The 21,134-nt window shown below is 44.6% G+C and carries 11 protein-coding genes; all 11 read right to left on the bottom strand.

Annotation, left to right across the window (positions count from 1 at the left end):
• Positions 1 to 14 precede the first annotated feature (14 nt).
• Positions 15 to 1,280 carry a sugar MFS transporter gene (locus Q5076_RS02180; protein ID WP_303010591.1) on the bottom strand — a complete coding sequence of 422 codons (1,266 nt, stop codon included), beginning with the start codon at positions 1,278 to 1,280 and terminating at the stop codon, positions 15 to 17.
• A 46-nt stretch (positions 1,281 to 1,326) separates the two neighbouring features.
• Positions 1,327 to 2,268, bottom strand: coding sequence for an ROK family protein (locus Q5076_RS02175; RefSeq protein ID WP_303010590.1), 942 nt, complete (start codon positions 2,266 to 2,268; stop codon positions 1,327 to 1,329).
• A 49-nt stretch (positions 2,269 to 2,317) separates the two neighbouring features.
• Positions 2,318 to 3,946: a Tat pathway signal sequence gene (locus Q5076_RS02170; RefSeq protein ID WP_303010589.1), complete on the bottom strand. Its 1,629-nt coding sequence runs from the start codon at positions 3,944 to 3,946 to the stop codon at positions 2,318 to 2,320.
• Between the two features lie 96 nt (positions 3,947 to 4,042).
• The gene (locus Q5076_RS02165; protein WP_303010588.1) at positions 4,043 to 5,653 is read right to left on the bottom strand and encodes a sulfatase; all 1,611 of its coding nucleotides are present in this window, start codon (positions 5,651 to 5,653) and stop codon (positions 4,043 to 4,045) included.
• A gap of 126 nt (positions 5,654 to 5,779) precedes the next feature.
• Entirely contained in the window at positions 5,780 to 7,780 is a 2,001-nt protein-coding gene (gene hepC, locus Q5076_RS02160; RefSeq protein WP_303010587.1) for a heparin-sulfate lyase HepC, read from the bottom strand.
• A gap of 30 nt (positions 7,781 to 7,810) precedes the next feature.
• Positions 7,811 to 9,097, bottom strand: coding sequence for a DUF4995 domain-containing protein (locus Q5076_RS02155; RefSeq protein ID WP_303010586.1), 1,287 nt, complete (start codon positions 9,095 to 9,097; stop codon positions 7,811 to 7,813).
• Positions 9,098 to 9,403: 306 nt separating this feature from the next.
• The gene (locus Q5076_RS02150; RefSeq protein ID WP_303010585.1) at positions 9,404 to 11,098 is read right to left on the bottom strand and encodes a RagB/SusD family nutrient uptake outer membrane protein; all 1,695 of its coding nucleotides are present in this window, start codon (positions 11,096 to 11,098) and stop codon (positions 9,404 to 9,406) included.
• 12 nt (positions 11,099 to 11,110) lie between these two features.
• Positions 11,111 to 14,263 carry a TonB-dependent receptor gene (locus Q5076_RS02145; RefSeq protein WP_303010584.1) on the bottom strand — a complete coding sequence of 1,051 codons (3,153 nt, stop codon included), beginning with the start codon at positions 14,261 to 14,263 and terminating at the stop codon, positions 11,111 to 11,113.
• A 20-nt stretch (positions 14,264 to 14,283) separates the two neighbouring features.
• Positions 14,284 to 16,443 (bottom strand): surface glycan-binding family protein, encoded by a 2,160-nt coding sequence (locus Q5076_RS02140; protein WP_303010583.1) that lies wholly within the window; start codon positions 16,441 to 16,443, stop codon positions 14,284 to 14,286.
• 22 nt (positions 16,444 to 16,465) lie between these two features.
• Positions 16,466 to 18,595 carry a heparin-sulfate lyase HepC gene (hepC, locus tag Q5076_RS02135; RefSeq protein ID WP_303010582.1) on the bottom strand — a complete coding sequence of 710 codons (2,130 nt, stop codon included), beginning with the start codon at positions 18,593 to 18,595 and terminating at the stop codon, positions 16,466 to 16,468.
• Positions 18,596 to 18,836: 241 nt separating this feature from the next.
• Positions 18,837 to 21,107 carry a glycoside hydrolase family 95-like protein gene (locus Q5076_RS02130; RefSeq protein ID WP_303010581.1) on the bottom strand — a complete coding sequence of 757 codons (2,271 nt, stop codon included), beginning with the start codon at positions 21,105 to 21,107 and terminating at the stop codon, positions 18,837 to 18,839.
• Positions 21,108 to 21,134: the final 27 nt, after the last annotated feature.

Below are 21,134 nucleotides of genomic sequence, written 5' to 3'. Positions count from 1 at the left end.
CCGCTTTCCGTCCGTCACCGTTTGAACAGCTCTTTCAGGCTGATGGTCTTGTTGTTGATTAGCGGGCGCGCCCAAAAGCCGATGAAAGTGATGTAACCTACGAAAACGAGGATGAACAGCATGCCTGTGCGGAGCGATGTGGCGTCTGCTATCGTGCTTACAATCATTGGTCCGCCGGCTCCGCCGACAATTGCCGAACATAGGATGCCGGCAAATGAACCGTGGTGTTGCGAAGCGGAATTTAATGCCAGTGAGAATACGATGGAATACATCATTGAAATGCTGAATCCGATTGCGGGGAAAGCTATGAGAGATATTTCCTTGCTTCCGAACAGGGCGGATAGCAGCAGGACAACGGTTAATATCCCCGATACCTGCAACAGGCGTTTGCTGTCAATCAGTTTCAGCAGAATCATCCCTACCAGGCAACCGCTTGTCATCAGTCCCCAGAAGTAGCTGACTGCCTGTGCGCCGTCGGTTTGCGGATTGACTCCGTGGTATTGTTCGAGAAATGTGCTCATGAAGATGGAAGTTCCCTGTTCGGTACTGACATAGCAGAAGATGCCCAGAAAGAACAACCATACGTATTTCTGCCTGAATAGGGTCAGGTAGGAATCTTTGGAACCGCTTTTCTCCTCTTCTTTCAGTTCGATTTTAGGAAACCGGGAGACACTGACGGCTATCAGCATAACCAGCAGTAACAGGGTGAATACCCAATAAAGGGAAACCCAAGGCATGTCATGCGGAGTAATATCCGCCAACAGGTCGATAAAACAGCTCTTTCCAGCGGTGTAGATTGCCGGGTCGAGTTCGTGAATCAGGTGAGAATATACCAGAGGGCTTAGGAAAGAAGCGGTTCCGAACATGAATTGCGCCAGTTCGGCAACGAAAGCGTAGTTTTCTTCTCCTCCTACGGTACGTTGGAGCGGGTTTAATACGGTTTGTAACATTGCCATTCCCAGTCCGATAATGAAGGAAGAGGCCAATAACATCGGGTAGGTATGCATGCAGGCAAACAGGATGGTCCCTATGAACGGCATCAGAAACCCTCCGAACAGTACCGGCTTCTCGCCGAAACGGTCGATGAGCAGTCCTGCCGGAATAGACATGATGGCGTAGGCGAGGAAGAAGGAAGTCGGGATAAATCCCGCCATAGCCAGGTCGCTCAGATTGAAATTGCGGATAATGTCCGGAATGAGCGGTCCCAGGATATTGGTAATAAACGAGATGGTGAACCAGAACGCCATTATCAGCGCCAGCATTCCTAAATTTCTTTTCATAATTTAAATTTATAAAGTTGATAAATGAGCGGTTGTTTTTCAGTTATCAACTGAAAAAAAGTGAGGCGGCTCCGATGCTTCCGGCCTTATTGCCGAGAGTGGCGGCCATGATTCGGGTATTTGCGGCGCAGTCGGGAATGGCATAGCGGTGAGCTTTCTCACTTAATTCCCGGATGTAAAAGTCTCCGGCTTCGGAAAGTCCTCCGCCGATTATAATCTTTTGCGGGCTGAATATATTGATGAATCCCGCTATTCCGCGTCCCAGAAAATCCCAGTGTTCTTCCAATGATTCCCTTGCTATCTCGTCTCCCTGCTTGTAGAGGCGGACGATTAGTTCTCCGTTGATTTCTTCTCCCGGATAGGTGATTCCGGCTTCTGCAATCCGTTTGTTGAAACGGCGCACTAAAGCGGAAGTCGATGCGTAGTGTTCCAGACAGCCGGTCGAACCGCAGGCGCAGGCTTCTCCGTTTGCTATCAGAGGGACGTGTCCCAGCTCGGTCCCCCGGTTGGCATAGCCGTTGAACAGTTTTCCGTCAATTACTACCGCACCGCCGATACCTGTTCCCACTGTTAGGAAGACGACATGGGTGGCTCCCCGTCCGGCTCCGTACATTGTTTCACCCAGTCCCATCAGGTTGGCGTCGTTTCCCAGCAAAGCGGGGATTCCCGTTTCAGATTCGATGCGGTCTGCCAGGTGCAGGTTTTCCCATCCTTTGATATTTTCCGCACCTCCCAGGACAATGCGGTTTGTACCGTCTACAATGCCCGGTGTGCCGATTCCTGTACCATTGACTTTGTAGCCATGTTCTTTTGCGAAGTTTTTCGTCTCGTTGATGGCGGCAACCAGTTGTCCGATAACCGCTTCCGCTGAGATGTCGGCTTTCGACGGTAACTTTCCTTGAAAGTGAAATACGCCTTCATTGTCAATAAGGGCGTATTTCACAGAAGTCCCGCCAAGGTCAATTCCTATAGCGTATTCTTTTTCCATTATTTGCTTTTATCAATTGTGAACTTTATGAGGATTGTCTACTTCGGGGTCATACTCTTTCCGCCCAGATTGGCGAGCTCCATGCCCATTGCCCGTCACGCTGGCGGACACGTACGTAGTAGTAATCCGTATCGCGTTGAGGCTCCTTGTCTTCCATATAGTGCTCCAGAGTGAAACAGCTTTCCGGCATTGCGCGGTTAAAGAGAATCGCTTCGCTCAACCAGCCAATCATGAAATGTGAACGCGACCCTTCAAGCAACTCTCCAAGTGTGTGTCCGAACTTCTTGCCGTTGAATTCCGCGATGATTTTTCCGTCTTTCGGCATTTCTACGTCGAGGATGACGGCTTGCATGGCGGGAGTGGTCGTATTCGGGTTTTTACTGCTGTACATGTCCAGTTCCGTTTCTTTGCCGTTCATGGACAGGATGCGGTTGACGTGTGTGTGGAATTCGGTTTCTCCCTCCTGCGGGGAGGTGAAAGCAGCGCCGCGGAAACAGGGAGTGACGCCGTGAAGCTGTCCTTTGTCCAGAGACAGTTTACCTTGCCAGTGCACGTATTTTTCTTCACGGTTCCAACCGAAATCGACTTTCACTTTACAGCGTACCGTGTCACCTTCCGGTGCTACCGGAGTTAACGGGCCGTTCATGCGTGCCAGAATCTGGCCGTTTTTCACAATGTCTACATAGTCGATGCAGCTTTCGCCCGTTACGTTCAAATAGATGCGGCGGCTATTTCCGCGGACTACGTCGCCCATGAAAGCATCATTGAGACGGAAGTCTATCAGAATCTTGTCGCCGGTTGCAGCACATACGTGGCGGGTACGGAGAGCCTCCCAAATGGCATCGCGGGTCAATGACGGAGCCATGACGCCGATGCGTCCGTCGCCGTAGCTTCCCGGATAACCGGAATGCTGGTCGGTAGAAGCCATGATACCGAATTTGTTGCCCAGTTCAAGGCCGTACTGGATGGTTCCTTCCCATTGGCGCGGGCCCATGTCGTGCAGATAAGGATAGTCGCCCTGGTCGCTTTCCGCCAGACCGTGGCGGGAGTACATTTCAACGAACGGGGTGATATCCCCTTCGGTAAAGCATTTCCAGTTGTAGCCGCGGTATCCGCCCTGATAACCCATGTGGTGCGGAGTAACGAACACTTTGTGGCCTTTCGCTTTTTCTTTCCAGTCTTCGATGGAGGTGCATTCTACCAGCGGAGCGTCCAGGTCGTAATTCAGTGCCACGTGGTCGCCGTGTTCCATACTATGCGCTTCATATCCGATGAAAGTCAGGAACTTGCCTTCATCGTTGTATTCGTTTGTCATCTTCACGTATTTCTCATAGCCGCCTTCACGCAGGCGTTTGAAGGCTCCCGTATGGTAATCAATCACCCATTTCAGGCGCGGGTCGTCCGCACCGGGAATATCCGGCCACATGGCATGAGGGGTGACACTGACAAAGTCCAGTTGTTCTTTTGCCGCTTCAAACGCATCACGCATGTCGCCGTGTCCGTATGTGATGTTGCAGTGATTGTGTAAGTCTCCCCAAAACATCTTGAGGTTGCTTGCTGACGGCATGATTTTCCGGGCTTCCTTGCTTCCTGCTGCACAGGAACCGAGCAAACTGCCGGAAGCTGCCAGTCCGAGAAAAGACCAGCCTGTGTTTTTTAAAAATTTTCTTCTGTCCATGGTTTGTCTATATTAATTCGGTTAATTTTGGTTTTAAAACTTGTTAGCAGAGTGTTGTTCCTGATTGGCGTGACGGGAGGGAAGGCATGTCTTGTCCTACCTGTCTTTCATAAACCTTCTGTCACCTTTGAAAAGGACTTTTTCTTTTTCATCGGGGTCGGTGTCTTTGTATTGTTTCTGAGTGTCCCGGAGCAGTAGCATCAGTTCTTTCTGTATTTCTGCATATTCCGGCTTGCCGAATATGTTGTTCATTTCTTTCGGGTCGGTTTTCATGTCATACATTTCCCATTCATCGATGTCGTTGTAGAAATGAATCAGCTTGAAGTCTTGCGTACGAATGCCGTAGTGGCGTTTTACGGAGTGTTCGGCAGGATATTCGTAATAATGGTAATAGGCTGCCTTGCGCCAGTCGGCAGGGGTCTTGCCTTCATTTGCCAATATCGGTTTCAGGGAGCTTCCTTGGATATCCGACGGGATTTCCACTCCGGCAAAATCGAGGAAGGTCGGTGCAAAGTCCACATTCATGCAGATTGCATTGCTGGTGCTTCCTGCTTTAATCGCTTCCGGATAACGGATAATGAGCGGCATGCGCTGGCATTCTTCATACATGAAACGTTTGTCGAACCATCCGTGCTCGCCGAGGAAAAAACCTTGGTCGGAGGTGTAGACGATGATTGTATTGTCAAGTTCTCCGTTTTTTTCGAGATAATTCAGCAGACGGCCGATGTTCTCGTCCACAGCCAAGACGGTAGCCAGGTAATCACGCATGTATTGTTGGTATTTCCAACTAATCAGTGCTTTGCCTTTCAGGTCGCCTTTACGGTATTCCGCAATGCGTCCGGCATATACGGAGTCCCATTTGTCCCGGACTTCAAGTGGCATGCGTTTGTACACACTGTATAAGCGGTTAGTGGTGTCTTTCAGCATTTCTTCGCGGGTCAACAGCTTGAGGTCCCAGTCGTTTGTCAAAGTATGTTCGATTGACATATCCTGTTCGCGGGCCGCCCTTCCGCGTCCTTCGTAGTCGTCAAACAGGTTGGCTGGTTCCGGAAAGGTGGTATTGTTGAATATGCCCAGATGGCGCGGGGCAGGCATCCAGTTACGGTGAGGGGCTTTCTGGTGGTACATCATGCAGAACGGTTTGTTCTTGTCGCGGTTTTCGAGGAATCTAATCGCTTTGTCGGTAATGATGTCTGTGGCATATCCTTCTTCTGTGATGTGTTTGCCGTTTTCCCAGAAATCCGGGTCGTAATAGTCCCCTTGTTCGTGCTGGCCGCTGAGAATACTCCAATAATCAAAACCTTGCGGTTCGCTGATAAGATGCCATTTGCCAATCATGGCGGTCTGGTATCCGGCTTGCTGGAGAAGTTTGGGGAATGTCTGCTGGTTGCCGTCGAATGTACTTGCATTGTCGGTAAAGCCGTTTTCATGGCTGAACTTGCCGGTCAGGATACAAGCGCGTGAAGGTCCGGAAAGGGCGTTGACCGCATAGCAGTTGTCAAAGCGGATGCCTTCATTGGCGATGCGGTCCATATTGGGGGTCTGAATCAGGTTGCCGCCATAGCAGGACATCGCTTGAGTGGTATGGTCGTCTGTCATCATGAAGATGATATTCGGGCGTTTGGGCTCTTCTTTTTTCTGGCTGCCGCAGGAAGACAGGCTTAATGCGGCTAATGGAAGGAGCAAGGTGGAGGGATTGCTTTTCATATTATAGGGAATGTTTTGTAGTTCAGGAGTAGACGGTAGCGAGGAATCTCTTCTCTTTAGGTGCGCAGGGAGGAGATTCTTCGCTACGCTCTGAATGGCATTAGTTGTTCTTTAATGTCCTTTTTATCAGAGTTTATATTTCAATGACTGTTTCTTGCCGTTCACTTTTACTTCTATTTCCAGCCCGTTCTCGTCGAACACTTTGTTTTTGAACTTGGCGGCAAATTCAGGGGCATCTGCGCTTTTCTTGACCGGATAGATTACAGTGATATAGCGTACTGCCTCTTCGCCGTCTTTTTTAACGTTGAATGATACGTTCATGCGTTTGTAGCGTTTGCGATAGGCTGTTGAGCACCATCCCGGCTCTTTCTTCATAGTCATGCCGTCAGGGCCGAAACATTGCAGCTTCATATTGCTTTCATCTTCAAACCGGGTAAGGAAGGTCATGTCTTCGCGGCTGTTTTCTATTTTTCCTTTCGGCATCTGGTAGTGAAGGTTGACGGAGCCTTTGGCGCTGCCTGTGATTTCATCTGCAATGACGAAGTACGTATTGTTGACAAAAAATACGGAACGGCGGTGTTTCAGGTTCTTATAGCCGGGATTTTCCGTCACCAGGATTTGAATGTCGCCTTCCGGTTGCCAAAGCTTGGTGACGGATTCGGTTGTCTCCAGGTTTTTATTATTCAAGGTAACCGTGTTGTGCACACAGGTCTGGCGATGCCAGTTGCGTTGTTCCATTACTTCACCTTCACCGGCATATACATACGAGCCGGAATCCGGGAACAAGTTCTTGCCATTGAACCATAATTCGAATGTACCGTTGTCCGGTTGACAATGCCAGAATGCTTTCGGACCTGCTTTTACTACCATTTGCGTGGCATCTGTTCCCCATGAATTGCGGAATACGAAGAAACCTGATTTAAGGAAACCTTTGGACAGGTAGTCCGGCAACGCACCTTCTTTACCTTCCGTTGCAAAGTATTTGATTGCCTTGTTTTTGGGGAAGAGTTTGCTCCATGACTTATAGTTTTTCACCATTTCTTTCTTGGAAGTCAGTTTGGCATCGCTAAAACACGGGTTGGTGTAATCCGGGAAAGAGATATTCGCATAGAACATAATCATGTTTTCAATTGTATCCAGGTAGTCTTGCGGAAATTCGTTGCGGAAACCGTTGACGTCTGCGATACCCAGCGCTTTGCAGAAAATATTGATAGCTGCCAGGTGGTAGTGCGGGTCAAGCTCGAACTGGCCGCCGTCTTCATAAACCTGTACGTGGATTTCCCGATTCAGAATGTCGATTCCGCTTTTTCTCCACGCCGGCGCATCTTTGAATTCGGGGAAGAAAGCACCTGCGTAAATCATGCGTTGCGCTTCGAATAGCAAATGGTTGCCTTGGTCGGAATAGTTGGCAAGGATGTGAACGGCATGTTTATGGTAGTTTACCAGGAATTCAGTCAGGAAATCCGGAGTGAAAGAGGGGGAAGGAAGGAACAACTGGAATTGTGAGGTCTGGTCTTGAAGCCGGTTGCTTACTTCCAACGGACGCCATGCGAAACGTACGTTTTCCGCCTCTCCTTTGATTTCTCCGTTGCTGACTAATTCATATTCTTTTTTGTCCATCTTTACCAACGGGTTCTTTTTAATCCAGTCGATGTACTGATAGGCCCATTCTTTGGCATATTTCTCGTCGCCGGATATGCGATAGGCTTTTCCCATCGGGGTGAACCATTTATGGCGGTGGAGCTGCCAGCGGAGTTCATTGTCTTTTACCGGCCAATATTGCCAGTTGATGTCTTCGCCGTAGTTGTAGGAGGGCTGATAACCTTTATGAACGAAGAATGTGTGTTCCAATGCATCGTCCGCCCATTTCTGCTCTTCTTTGTTGATGGTAATCTTTTTCAAGTTGATATCCGGCGTTTTTACGTCGGTGCGTGCACGGTAATAGTCCAGCAATGCTTTGGCTGCGTCTTCGTCTTTGCCTTCCTGATGCAATGCTTTTATTTTTTCCAGTCCCGGATAATCGAGGTTGAGAAGCGAAAATACTTCGCTTTTCAACTCTTGGGCATTAGCTCTGCCTATGAAGCATGCAATTGCCAGCAGAACGATATATTTTAAAGTTTTATTCATGATATAATTTGGAGTTATGGATTTGTTGCGTTAGATATTTTTGTAGTTGATACCTTTCAGGTCCATGAATCTTTTCAGCGCTTCCAGATAATAGTAGTCAGCGTAATTCAACGGAGTGTCGATTTCAGAACCGTTGGGCAGGGAACCTACGGAATGCATCAGGATGAATCCCTGGTTCTCTCCCGCTTTTGCGAGGTAGGCGTCGCTTGACAGGCTTTTCAGGATTTTTTCTGCATAGTCCAGGTATTTCTTTCCGTCGGGAAGCATTGTGCTTAATTCAATCATTGCGGAGGCCGTGACGGATGCGGCGGAAGCGTCACGCGGTGTTTCTTGGGTTACCGGCGCGTCATAATCCCAATAGGGGATGGCATCGTCCGTTTTCACGCGGCTCATAATCATGTCGGCTATTTCTTTGGCGAAGTTCAGGAACGTACTGTCATTAGTTTCACGGAAACAGGCGGTATATCCATATACGGCCCATGCCTGTCCGCGTGCCCATGAAGAATCGTCATTTTTGCCCTGGTGGGTCTGTTTGCGTTCTACCGTGCCGTCATTGTTGTAGCTTACTACGTGCCAGCAGGTATGGTCCGGACGGAAATGGTTGTGCATGGTAGTCACGGCATGTTTTTGTGCAATATCTTTATATTTGCTGTCACCTGTCATTTTAGCTACGTTGAACAGAAGGTCCAAGTTCATCATATTGTCGATGATGACCGGGAAATTCCATGTCCCGAAATCCCATGAGCGGATAGCGCCGACGGAATCGTTGAAACGGCCGCATAGGTTGTCGGCGGTTTCTTTCATCACTGCGGCAATGGTATCGTTGGGGGAGAGGCGTTCGGCATTGCCGTAACTGCAATTTATCATGAATCCCAAATCATGGGTACCTTTGTAATAGCGTACCGGATTTAAAAGATTGGTATATTTGATTGCATGTGTTTTAAGCGCGTCGTTTCCTGTCAGTTCGTAGGCATACCACAATGAACCGGGGAAGAAACCGCTTGTCCAGTCGCGAACACCGCAAAGACGGCGTTTCCCTAATTGTTCGGCAGTCGGCTGTGCGCGAAGTGAGTCTTTGAAAGTCAGTGAGTCTCTTTCCAACTGGCGGCAGAGAAAGTCCATGTCGTAACCTGTGCGGATAGAACGCGGAAGCTGGCCTGTGCCGTCAATTTCTTCTGCTGAAAGTTGTAGCTGGGCGGTAGCTACGTCCAATCCTTTTTTTATCCAACTGTAGTCTTCTTTTGGGGTTGTCTGGCACGATGCTAGTGCGATGGTAACCGATGCAAAGAGAACAAGTTTCTTTTTCATGTTATTCATTTTAAGTGATTGTTTTTAGAAGTTTTGTAACTGTTGCAAAAGTAGATTATCTATTTTGTTTTTTATGATACGAATGTTGAAAAGGACCTTGAAACAGGTTTTATATTATTAGTTTTGTTGAAAAAACTATTAAATTTGTCAAGTCTGTCCTTTTACAGGTATTTCCTGCCTTTATCCTTTTCTTCATTTGAAGAGGCTCTTTGTTTATGGCATATAGTTAAGGGATGCTGAAATGGAAATAGAGAAAGCGTTGCTAAAGAGCTTTTTCCTTAGTAACGCTTTCATTTCAGTATTACACTGCTGTTGTTACCATCCCGGATTCTGTTTGAATTGGGTCATTAAGTCCATATCGCGTTGCGGTATCGGAAGCAACTCGTTTTTGTTCTTCTTTGTGTAATCGACACATACATAATATTGCGCGCCGCTACTGTACCAATTGACTAAATCTTGTGCTGTCTGTCTGATGCTTTCGTAGTAAATGCCCCAACGTACCAAGTCTTGACGACGGTGTCCTTCAAATGCTAGTTCGTAAGCGCGTTCGTCGCGTACGGCTTGCTGGAATTCTTCATAAGACATGCCGGACGATAAATCGGATGTACTGCTGGCTGTTTCCACGGGAAGGCCGAAACCACGCCTGCGGACCATGTTGATGGCTTCGTAAGCTTCATCTGTCGGGCCTTGTTTCCATTCGTTCAGAGCTTCCGCATACAATAACAGTACATCGGCATAGCGTAGCACATACCAGTTGATATTGGACAAGTTCGCATCGATTAAATAGTTTGCGTCTTCTACATATTCTTCTGTGTCCCATTTTCTTGGACATACGTTATCAACGTAAGATTTCTTCAATGCGTCTTTTGCATCTTCTTTAATCGCATCCTCAATTGTTCCGCTGGTGCTGATTACGAGTTTTACACCATCATCGCCAGTAGCTTTATCTTTACCGTATTTGTAGTCTGCGAAAGATAATTCCCATCTTTTGTCTTTTTCGCGGTCTTTCCAGTCACGCAAGAAAGTAGGGATGACACGCCAGTTACCAGCATTGCGTACGCTTCTGATACCGCTTGCCTGGACTCCGTTCCATTTTCCGATACGTCCGCAAGGGTCATTGGAAGATACTCCGGTTACTGTGGGGGCATAGAAACTTACTTCAATTAAACTCTCATCTTCATCCCAAACGCCGTTGCAGGTATTTTTCCATAATTGTTCATAGTCGTTGAGCAGATGGTGTTTGCCGGATTCTACCAGGATTTTCGCGGTTTTGGCTGCTTCTTCCCATTTGCTCGTGTCATGGACGGGATATCCGGCCCAAGTAGCATATACTTTTGTCAACAAACCGAGGGCTGCACCTTTAGAAAGGCGGAAGCTGTTGTCGGAACGTATGTTGTCATCCGCCGCATAGGGCAAATTGTCGATAGCGTATAGCAAATCTTCTTCAATATATTTATAAACATCAGCAGGATTTGCCTGGGTAAAAGTCGACGGATGCTGGCTGGATTCGGCTGTGCTGGTGATTAATGCTATATTGCCGTACCAACGTACCAGCTCAAAATAGTATAGGGCCCGGAGGCAGCGTGCTTCTGCCATATAAACGGCCGCTTTTTTATAGTTGCTTTCATCGTAATTGCCTATCTTTTGTTGCAATGTCTCTATGAAATCGTTCGCGTCATAGATGGCGCTGTACAAATTAGCCCATGTTGTTGCTATTTCAGTCTGGGAACTGGTATAGGCATTGGACGGAATAAGACGAAGACCGTCGGTGCTGTTTCCCGTTACCTTGGCGAGGTCATTGGGAATCGTGAAATACAATGACAGGTGAAAACCGTATATGCCGTCTTGAACCATGTCGCGATATACGCCTAACAGTACATTTTCGGCTTCCTCCGCATTGTTCATATAGTTTTGTTTCTCAATTTCCGTATAGGTGGTTTCATCTAATGAACATGATGAAACTGCAATTGCACAAACCAATGTGCCTAAATAGTATTTTAAGTTTTTCATTTTCATTTTTGTTTAGAATTGAACTTCTACACCGAATGTAAATACTCTGCTTTTAGGATAAGCTCCCCAGTCGAATCCCGGCATAAGCGGGCTGCTTTTCATGTTTACTTCCGGGTCGTAACCGCTATATTTAGTCAGGCAGAATAGATTCTGGGCAGTACCGTATATACGCAAACGGTTGATATATGCTTTTCTTGTCCATTTGCTGGGCAATGTATATCCTAATGTTATATTTTTTAAGCGTAGGAAGGAACCGTCTTCGATGAAGCGTGAGTATAGCTCATATTTGACATATCCTTTTGCTGACGGTACGCGGTTGGATGCATGTGTCGGGGTCCAACGGTCGGCGACTTCCGCCAATTGATTACTGCGTTCGTCTTGTGATTGCGTATTAAACATGCGTGTGGCGTTATAGATGTCATTTCCGTAGCTGAATTGGAACATAAAGCTAAAGTCGATGTCTTTATAGCTGAATGTATTGGTAATACCTCCGTACCAATCCGGCTGGCCGTTTCCAATGCTTGTACGGTCATTGGTCGTGATGACCCCGTCGCCGTCCATGTCTTTGTATTTTACCATACCCGGTTCTACTGTTTTTCCCGCATGTTCGCTAATATCTGCTATTCCGGGTTTTAATTGCCTCGTTCCGTCCGGCAACATATTGAAATCTGAAGTCTGGTAAACACCGTCGAATACGTATCCGTACATGTTTCCTAAAGATGAACCCACAATTGAGATATAATCGTTTCCGGAAAAATTGCTGTTAAAGCTGGTAGCGGACTGTATGTATGATGTCCCGTCTTGCAGGGCCTTCAATGTGTTTTTAATGAATGAAATATTGAAATCCGTTTGCCATAAGAAGTTACGGGTCTGGATATTGGTTGAATTGATATTTAATTCAAGGCCTTTATTCTGTATCTTACCTATATTCTGCCACTGGGAACTGAATCCTGTTACATAAGCAAGTTTCTGTTCGAGTAACAGGTCTTTGGTATTTTTTAGGAAGAAGTCTGCCGTAATGTTCAGACGGTTGTCGAAAAGTCCTAAATCAATACCTAAGTTGGTCGTAGTGGAACCTTCCCATTTTAAATCCTTATTGGCTAACTGTTTGGGTCTTAATACGGTTACTAATTGTTGCCCTAATCCATATTTACTTGCTGTATATAGGTCCATGGATAGAAAGTTTGTAATACGGTCATTTCCTACCGTACCCCAACTTAGACGAAGCTTTAAGTTTGATATCGGTTTTATATTTTTCATAAAACTTTCTTCCGATATGCGCCACGCAGCGGAGAATGAAGGGAAGTATCCCCATTTGTTTTTAGCGGAGAATACAGTGGAGCCGTCGGCACGGATTGTCGCCGTGAACAGGTAACGGTTAGCAAGATTGTAGTTTCCTCGTGCGAAGAATGATAACATTCCTTTGTCGCTCTTTGAAGTGGATACGCTACTGGGGGTGGCACCTACTCCCAGGTTATTGTTTCCTAGATTCTCGAATGGGAAGTCTTTGGCTTGTCCATATAGGAGTTCTGTGCTTCTGTATGCATATTCATGCCCCAACATAATATCAAATGAGTTTTTCTTATTGATTTTATGTTTATAGGTTAAGGTATTACTGCTTTGCCAACGCAAGTCTTTTTGGATTTGGCTGGAGCCGTAAACACCTCCGCTACGGTATGCCTGGCTTGAGTCTTCTCCGTAGAAGATGTCTCTTCTTGTATTGGTCGTATTATAAGTTGCCGCAGCTTTAAAAGTAAGGTCTTTCATTAATTGGACAGTCAAAGATGCATTGGCTCCCCATAATTCTCCTTGTTTCCGGTCTGTCACGGCTTCCGCCTGTTTGATTGGGTTGATTTGCGAATAAGTGGTATTCTCACTCAATTCCAACGGGTCGAAAACAGAGTTTAGCAGCTCCTCATTAGTAGTACTGTTACCACCGGTGGGACGTGCACGTAATAGATTGGAGAGGATATTCAATGTACCTCCTGTTCCGGAAGTTCCAATACCTTCTTTTACGGTATTTGCATAGTTGATTGTAGCGTCGAATGTGATGAACTTATTGATTTTTTGATTGATACGTAATTTACCTGTATTCTTTTTATAGCCGCTGTTTGTAAAAATTCCATTTTCATCGAAATGGGAAAATGAAGCTGCATATTTAGTTTCTTTTGTACCGCCGCTGATGCTGAAATCATGATTCTGTGACCAGGTAGGTCTAAAAGCTTCATCCTGCCAGTTAATACCTGGGTCTGTCAGATAATCTTCCAGTGTTTGATGACGATAGGGTACTCCGTCAGAATCGTTCCCTTCTTGATAGTAAGCTGTACCGTATTTGGTCGGGTTGAGTTCTGTCTGTAGTTGCACGAATTCGTAAGTGCTCAACATATCCATTTGTTTAGAAATGTTTCGGTAACTTGCCGAGCCGTTATAGGTAATTACCGGTTTTCCTTCTTTACCGGATTTTGTTGTTACCAATACCACTCCGTTGGCTGCACGTGCACCATAGATGGCAGAGGCGGAAGCGTCTTTCAGTACTTCCACTGATTCTATATCTGAGTTTGCAATATGGTCTATACTACTTACTTCAAATCCGTCGACAATGAGTAGCGGGGAGGAATCTCCGTTTACAGTACCGATACCGCGAATTTTTATATCGAATCCTGAACCTGGAGTACCGTCCGATTGAGTGATTTGCACACCGGCAATTTGGCCTCCGAGGGCTTCTACTACGGAGGCGGTTTTGAACCCTTCAATGGATTTAGCAGCTACGGATGAAACGGAACCCGTCAGGTCGCTTTTTTTCATGCTTCCGTAGCCGACTACAACCACTTCGTCAAGCATCTCATTGTCTGGTATGAGTTTGATATTCAGGTTTTTCTGTCCTTTGATTTTGATTTCCTGGTTTTTGTAGCCGATGTAGCTGATAATCAATGTCGCATTGGTATTTGCTTTAATGGAAAATTTTCCGTCAAAATCTGTCACAACACCTCTTTGAGTGTTTTTTACTTGGACTGTTGCCCCGATTAAAGGGGTGTCTGTTTCGTCGATTACAACGCCGTTAACTGTAATTTCCTGACCGAATGTGGTAATTGCGATCAAGAGAGCTAAGAGGGTCAGATACCCTCTTTTGCTCAATGTATTCGTTATATTCTTATATGTATTCATTATATTATATATTATTACGGTTAGAATTTTGTATCAAACCAAATGGCAATGGGGAATATTTGGTTGCTTGAGCCCGCTATATTTTCAGAGTTCCCGTCAGTTACGAATGTCATTTGCCCGATCATAACTCCATTGGCGTAACCATAATCGTTTTGCCATTTATTGGGATTAATCTTTACGGACAGGTTGGACGGGTCTACATAGCCTAATGGCACGGAGATTCTGGAAGAATTATCATAATATGATAATGGACCACGAGCACCTGTATTGACTGTTGCTGAACCGATTGCCGTGTAATAGGCTGTCCATACGCTGTTCATGAAACTGTCTTCCACTTTCGGCTGGCCGTTTTTATGTTCTTCCGGACCGTTAATATTGTAATAGTTGAAAGTACGGCGGTAATCCATGAGAATGCCTGATTCTGCTCCTGTTACTGTCGGAACTGCTGATGAACCGCCTGTCCGGGGATTTACCTGGAAGACAAACGGAGTGTAGCTTACGGTTACCCCGTTTTGAGCTTTTGAACAGTCTATGAATACGGGTATCTTGACCGTAGTTTCGCCGGCTTCTCCTTTTCCTGCCGTTACTTTGACAATAGCCATGTGAACTTTATAATCTGTCCATGCATCTGCTGTGAAAGAGATTGTTCCTTTTTGGTCGATTGATATTGTTTCCGCTGCGAAGCTTCCTCTTTCTATTTTCCATGTGACTTCTATTCCTTCTGGTATGTCGGATTCTGCGACAGGGATAGACAGGGCTGCTAATTCGTCTTTAGATGTCACTCGATATTGGCTTGCATAATTTTGGGCCGGTGACAAGTTCAAGTTGTTTCCCCAATGCACATAAGTGAAATAGTAGGGGTTTTCTTTGATTGTCAGTATGAAATTAGCGGTTTTCTCACTTTTCGTATTTTTTGCCAATACTGTAACGGTATGTTCTCCTACAGGAATGCTATTCCCCTGTTTTGCGGAAATTGTTCCTGTGGTCGGGTCTATATTCAAATCGCTTAATTGAGAGTCTAGGTTAACAAAAGAGTAGGCAACCTCATCTCCTTGTATATTGGCTACAGGATGCTCAAATGCTACTCCTTGGATAATCGCTTCTGTATTTTCATATTCAAATGCTGTAATGGGCTCAATAAAGTCTACGATGGTTATTGTATATACGTTTTCGAAATCTTTATTCCCATATTCATTGCTGACATTGATGGAAACTGTACATTGGGTGCCGATTTCCATGTTATTATCCGCCGCCAATGTGAGAATTCCTGTAGAAGAATCAATGCTGATGGGAGAGTTTTCCGGACTTACGGATTTGATAGTGTAAGTCAGTCCTTCGGTAGAACCTACGATTACCGGAGTCGCAGATACATATTCCGTGTTTTCTTCTACTCTGACGGAATTAGGCGTGTAAGTTAATGATAACGGTTTTGACGTTACGTCAATCTCTATTGCATTTTCAAAAATGCCTTCTTCTGATTCTTCGTCTACGATGGCTGTCGTGAGTTTTAAATCGAGTACATATTTACCCGGTTGTATATTCGATTCTCCTCTGACAATCGTTATTTCTCCTGAGTTGGATATCTCGAAGAAATCATTGTCTTCAACTAATACGCCGTCTTTACGAACGTTGGCAATTAGGTATTTGCTGATGGAAATATGTTCTCCATCCGTTGTTACTTGTGCTGTAGGTAGTTCTACGGTACTTTCCGTGTCGATGATGTCGCCATAGTCTACACTTATCTGGTTGGGCTCTACGGAAATTCCGTCAGGAACTTTTTTCATCATATTAACAGTGACAATATCTTTGAACTCATAGTAATTCCCATTGGAATAGCATGAGATCGTTAAAGCGTAGAGTCCGACAGGCAGTTCGCTTGTATTGGAAATCGATATAGCTCCGGTACTTGAATCTATTGTGAAGCTATTGGTATCGTATGCCTCTCCGTCAAGAGTTACGCTAACGATAGAAAAATCAGATGGAGCCCCTCCTATATAGGTAGGGCCGTCTAATGTGAAGTTCATAGAAGGGCCTATGTCGGTCACTCCGGCATAGTAGATTGCAAATTCTGTAGAATCTGTGGTTTCAGAATCCGTACAAGAGATATCTGTAACACATAATCCTATTGCCATTAAGATTACAAGGAATCTTGCAGTCAGGTTTTGTAATTTAGATTTCATTGTTTTTAGATATGTTTGTTAATTATAATGTATAGGATAATTCGTACTTTTGCCCGTTGATGTTTACTTCTACAGAAGCGCCGTTTTTGTGGAAAGTACCTGCTTCTTCTTCGGTATTATCAGTGAATTTGGCATTTATGTTTAAACTTTCTAACTGGGATTCTGTTTCGAACGGATAGATGACAGTGATGAAACGCGCAGCTCCATTTACCGGCTTGGTGATATCTACCTGGTAAAATCTGCGTTGATAAGTTTTCTCTCCTAATTTTTCGGAGATATATGCCGTATTGTTTATTGCATTGTAACCGGTTGTCGTTTCGACAAATGTTCTGAACAACATATTATTGTTGTCTGTGAATACGGTATGGGCGCCGTATTGGTAGTTTTCGCTTTCGTCGTCAATGACAACGTCATTTTTACCGGGACATAATTTGAAGTTCAGGTTGACTGTAGGAGTGGAACCTGTCCCGTAACCTTCGTCTACAAGCACAAAGAATGTTTTATCTATGAAAAAGACGGCACGACGATGTGTTAAATCGCTATATGATTGGTTTTCTGTGACAAGTATGTCAATATTGTCTTTGCTTTCTTGCAACAATAGTCGCCCGTTCATATAGCCCTCCGCTATATCTACTTTGTTTCTTGTCATTGTATTATGCATTGCCGTTGCTGCAAATGCTGCACGGTCTTTATTGCTGGAACTTTCTCCTCCGTAGGAGTAGACGCCTGCGTCGGGACAGAAGTTGCGTCCTTTACGGTATAATCCGAAGGTTCCGTTATCAGGTTGGCAATGCCATTTGTTATCCGCATTCTTGTTATTTTTCAGAATCATCATTGTAGCGTCGCTTTCCCAACCGTTGCGTAACATATAATAACCGGCCGCATCATAAATTTGAATTAATCCTGTGGGTTTGCTCCCTTGTTTTCCTTCCGTAGCCATCCATTGTATTTCTTTGTCCTCAGGAAACATTTCCATATATTTCTTAAGGTTTTTCAAAATGACGTTTTTGGTGTACGAGCTGGAACGTGTATCATTAAAATTATCAATCGTATAATTGGGATAGATAATGTCCATTACAAAACGTGCGGCTTTTTGCAGTAATTCTGTATAGTTGGACGGGAACAGGTTAAGTTTATTATTAAGTTGGGCTAATTTATAGATATTATAAAGGTCGTCGACAACACCTATGTGGTAGCTGGGATCTAATTCGACTTGTACTCCGTCTGACAAAAATTGGGCTGTCACTTGTTCGCCGATTTTCTGTGCTCCTTCATTTAACCATTCGGTCGCATTTTTAAATTCAGGCATTAACATTCCTGCCGTAACAACCGCTTGCACCTGTGTAACGTAGATATTGCTTCCGTCAGTGAAATAATTATTGCGTATGCATTCTACTTCATCTGCAAATGAGGTTAGGAAAGTAGTAAGCCATTCAGGAGTGAAATTGGTTGATTGTATAAAGTAGGGCATGATATCGATTTGGTCCAATACCCTTTCAGCAGGCTGTAGTCCGTACCATTGCACCGCGTCTTTGCTTACAGTACCTTCGGGACAAGGATATGTATTTAACCAGTCATTATAAACGCTTATCCACGATTCAACATATTTTTCATCTTGCTTCACCCTGTACGCTTTAGCTTGCGGAAGCATCCATTGATGGCGGTGGAGTTGTGATTTGAATTCCTGGTCTGTAATATCGTCAGGTATATAACTCCAGTCTATTTTATCGTCTTTCTTAAATAAATAATAAATTTCATTGCCGTTATCGTCTGTTGATTCTTTGAAATTGCGTACATAAAAACGATATTCCAATGCTTGGTCGGCAATGTTTTGTTCTGAGGCCGTTATTGTCGGATTAATTAAATTAATGTTCGGATTATTAACCTCAGATCTGTTACGGTAGTACTTTAATAACTCATAAGCTGCATAATAATATTCGTTTGCTTCATAATACGACTTTACTTTTTCTAGTCCCGGATAATCAAGATTGATTACTTCGAAGACTCTGGAATTAAGTACATCATTAGTTTTATTGTCAGGCAGTAATTCAATGTCTATACCTTCTCCTGTAGTTAGGATATCTTCATCGTCAGTACATCCTATAAGTGCAGGTGTCAATAGAAATACAAATAAAAAGAAGATGTTCTTCATACTTTATTAGGTTTTAATTATTAAAAGATTTATTTTACCGTTTGCAAATGTAGATTCTTTATTTATGATTCCTGATTCGTGTTGTTTAAGCTTTGTTCAAAAATGCTTTTTTTGATATTAATATTGTTGAGCCAGATATTATATTTGTTTAAAAATAAGGTTTTCTTACTGTCTTGTAGCCTGTTGAGGGCTTATTACAATATATTTCCGGATATTAATTCTGGAAATATATTGTACATTTTTAGTTATTGGGCTGGATAATTTTGAGTCCAAAAAGGTTTTGGGAAGATTGGGTAATGGGAGAAATGACAAATTCGGGAGAACTTCCTTTGGAATATATGAATATCTCTTCTCCTTTTTTTAAATCAATCCGATAACTGTTGTCGGCACTTGATTGTATCTTAAAATCTCTTTTTCCTTTAAAGACCGGATTGGGAATGTCTGTTGTTATTATGCAGGGTTCTCCCGCTAAACTTTTTATATGTATGAATTGAGTCTTGCCGTCTTTTCGGCTGGCGGATACTTTGAAAGCTCCTTCGGTGCGAAGACCTGAATATGCGACATCTTTCCATATATCGGGAACTGCGGGAAAAATGCGAATCTTCCCGCCCCAGCTTTGTAATAACATGTCATGGATACATTGGGCGGCAGACAGGGGCGTTTCGATGACAGGACCGCTTTCTTTATACATGGTAGTAGGGCTAAGGAATTTCCCGAACAGTTTGTTTAAGTAGGTTAATGCGTCGTTACCGTTGCCGATGGCTGAAGATATGGACGATGCGCCCGTACATGAATAGCCCAGGAGCGCTTTGGGTTTGCTTTGCCAGAATGCTAATGATTTTTCAATGATTTCCCGGCTGCCGGGCTGTTCTTTGTTAATCAGGTATAGAGGATAGATAGCAAGTAAATGGGAATAATGTCTGTGTGAAAAAGCATAAGGCATATTTTTTCCGATAAGTAACCCGTTCTCGTCCATCGGATAAGGAGTGAGGTTTTCGAGAACGTTTTTCCAGGTACCTGTTAATGAATCCCGGATATCCAGACGCCGGGCGGATTCTAACAAGGTCTGACATCCCCAGCGTAGGAGAGCGAGGTCGAAATTACAATCCTCCGTACAATCGTATTCGGGGGAATAAGTTGCGGGAAGATGAAGTTTGCCGTCTTCTCCCTTTTCCAAGAAGTGCAGGTAATAGTTTATAGACTCTTTCAATAACGGGAATAATTTATTCCGTAAAATGTCATCGTCCATTTTGTGCCGGTAAATGAGCCATAAGTTATGGCAAGCCCACGGAAGGAGTCCTACCTGGGCTTTGCCTTTCCCTGGAATTCCAATTTCAGTTGTCATGCATTCCAGGTTAGAGGCTACTCCGATTCCTAACGAGTTGTGGCGGTATGCGGCAGGTACGTTCAGACGTAACTGGTTGGTATGATTGTAGAGAGCATTCTCTAAAGAAGCCGCCAGGTCCAGGTGGTCTGATGCGTTTAATGCCCAGTAGGTGAGTTGTACGTTAAGGTTCCACCAAGCATTCGGCCACGGGGTTTCTGTGAGCCATGGACCGGTATTGTCGATTAAAGCGCGGTCGCCGCGGGTAGCGGAAGCTAATTTATACATTTGAATCCAGTAAAAATTTTCTTTCTGGGCATCGGGCAATGTTATGAAACTGGCGGGGTAATACTCATTCCACCACTTCCTATGGGTTTGCCGGAGCGCCTTGTATCCCTTATGGATAGCATTCTGGATTTCTTCTTTACAGATTTCGCTTGAAGTGTTTTGCGGATATGTGTGCGTAAGATTTATCCACAGGATGCGTTCTTGGGGATTTTGCCGGGTCTCTTGCCAGCCTACGGTTGTTTCGCCGCCAGCCAATAGTTTCTGGACAGACAAGTTCACTTCTCCTTCGCTGCTGATTGCCGGTGCGGGATTAAGCGCATAGTTCTTGGGCATCTTTTTAGTTTTTCCCAACCGTTTGAAAAGCAAGTAACGCGGGCTGTTGGCTTCTGCGGCTATCCATTCCCATTGAAAATCCTGTTCGTCGCCTTCAGTAGTCGCTTTTACTATAATTATCATATCGTCGGCATGAACAAAACTCTTTAAATGAATTTTGCCTTTTGTCGTGACGATGTCTGTCGATGCTTCCGCATTCCATAAGTCGAGACGCATTTTACCGCTGATAATCTCTCCTTTGGGATGTAGCGCAAAATGTCCGGTCAGTAGCCGGGGAATGCCGAATACATCCCTTTTGGCACGGTGGTCATGTACATCGCAGTTACCTGTTTCCAGGCGTAAATAGTTTTTCCCAGGTTCCTTGTAGAGCATTAATCCCAGCTTTTCGTTTCCCAAATAAGCGGATTCATGCCAGTATTCAGGTAATTTCTCCCAAATCATGTCTTGCCGGCTCATAAACTCATGCCAGTTTATGTCTTCTTTCATAATTGCGGGATGGGCATTGACGGTTATAATGCCGATAAAAGATAAAATTACGTAGATGTAAATTTTGTTTTTGAGGTTCATAGTATAACTTTAGTTTTGATGGATTTT

Origin of the sequence: uncultured Bacteroides sp. (assembly GCF_958445495.1) — a bacterium.
In the GTDB taxonomy this organism is placed as follows: Bacteria; Bacteroidota; Bacteroidia; order Bacteroidales; family Bacteroidaceae; genus Bacteroides.
The sequence above is the reverse complement of the archived record's forward strand: the minus strand, read 5'-3'. Positions and strand labels throughout refer to the sequence as shown.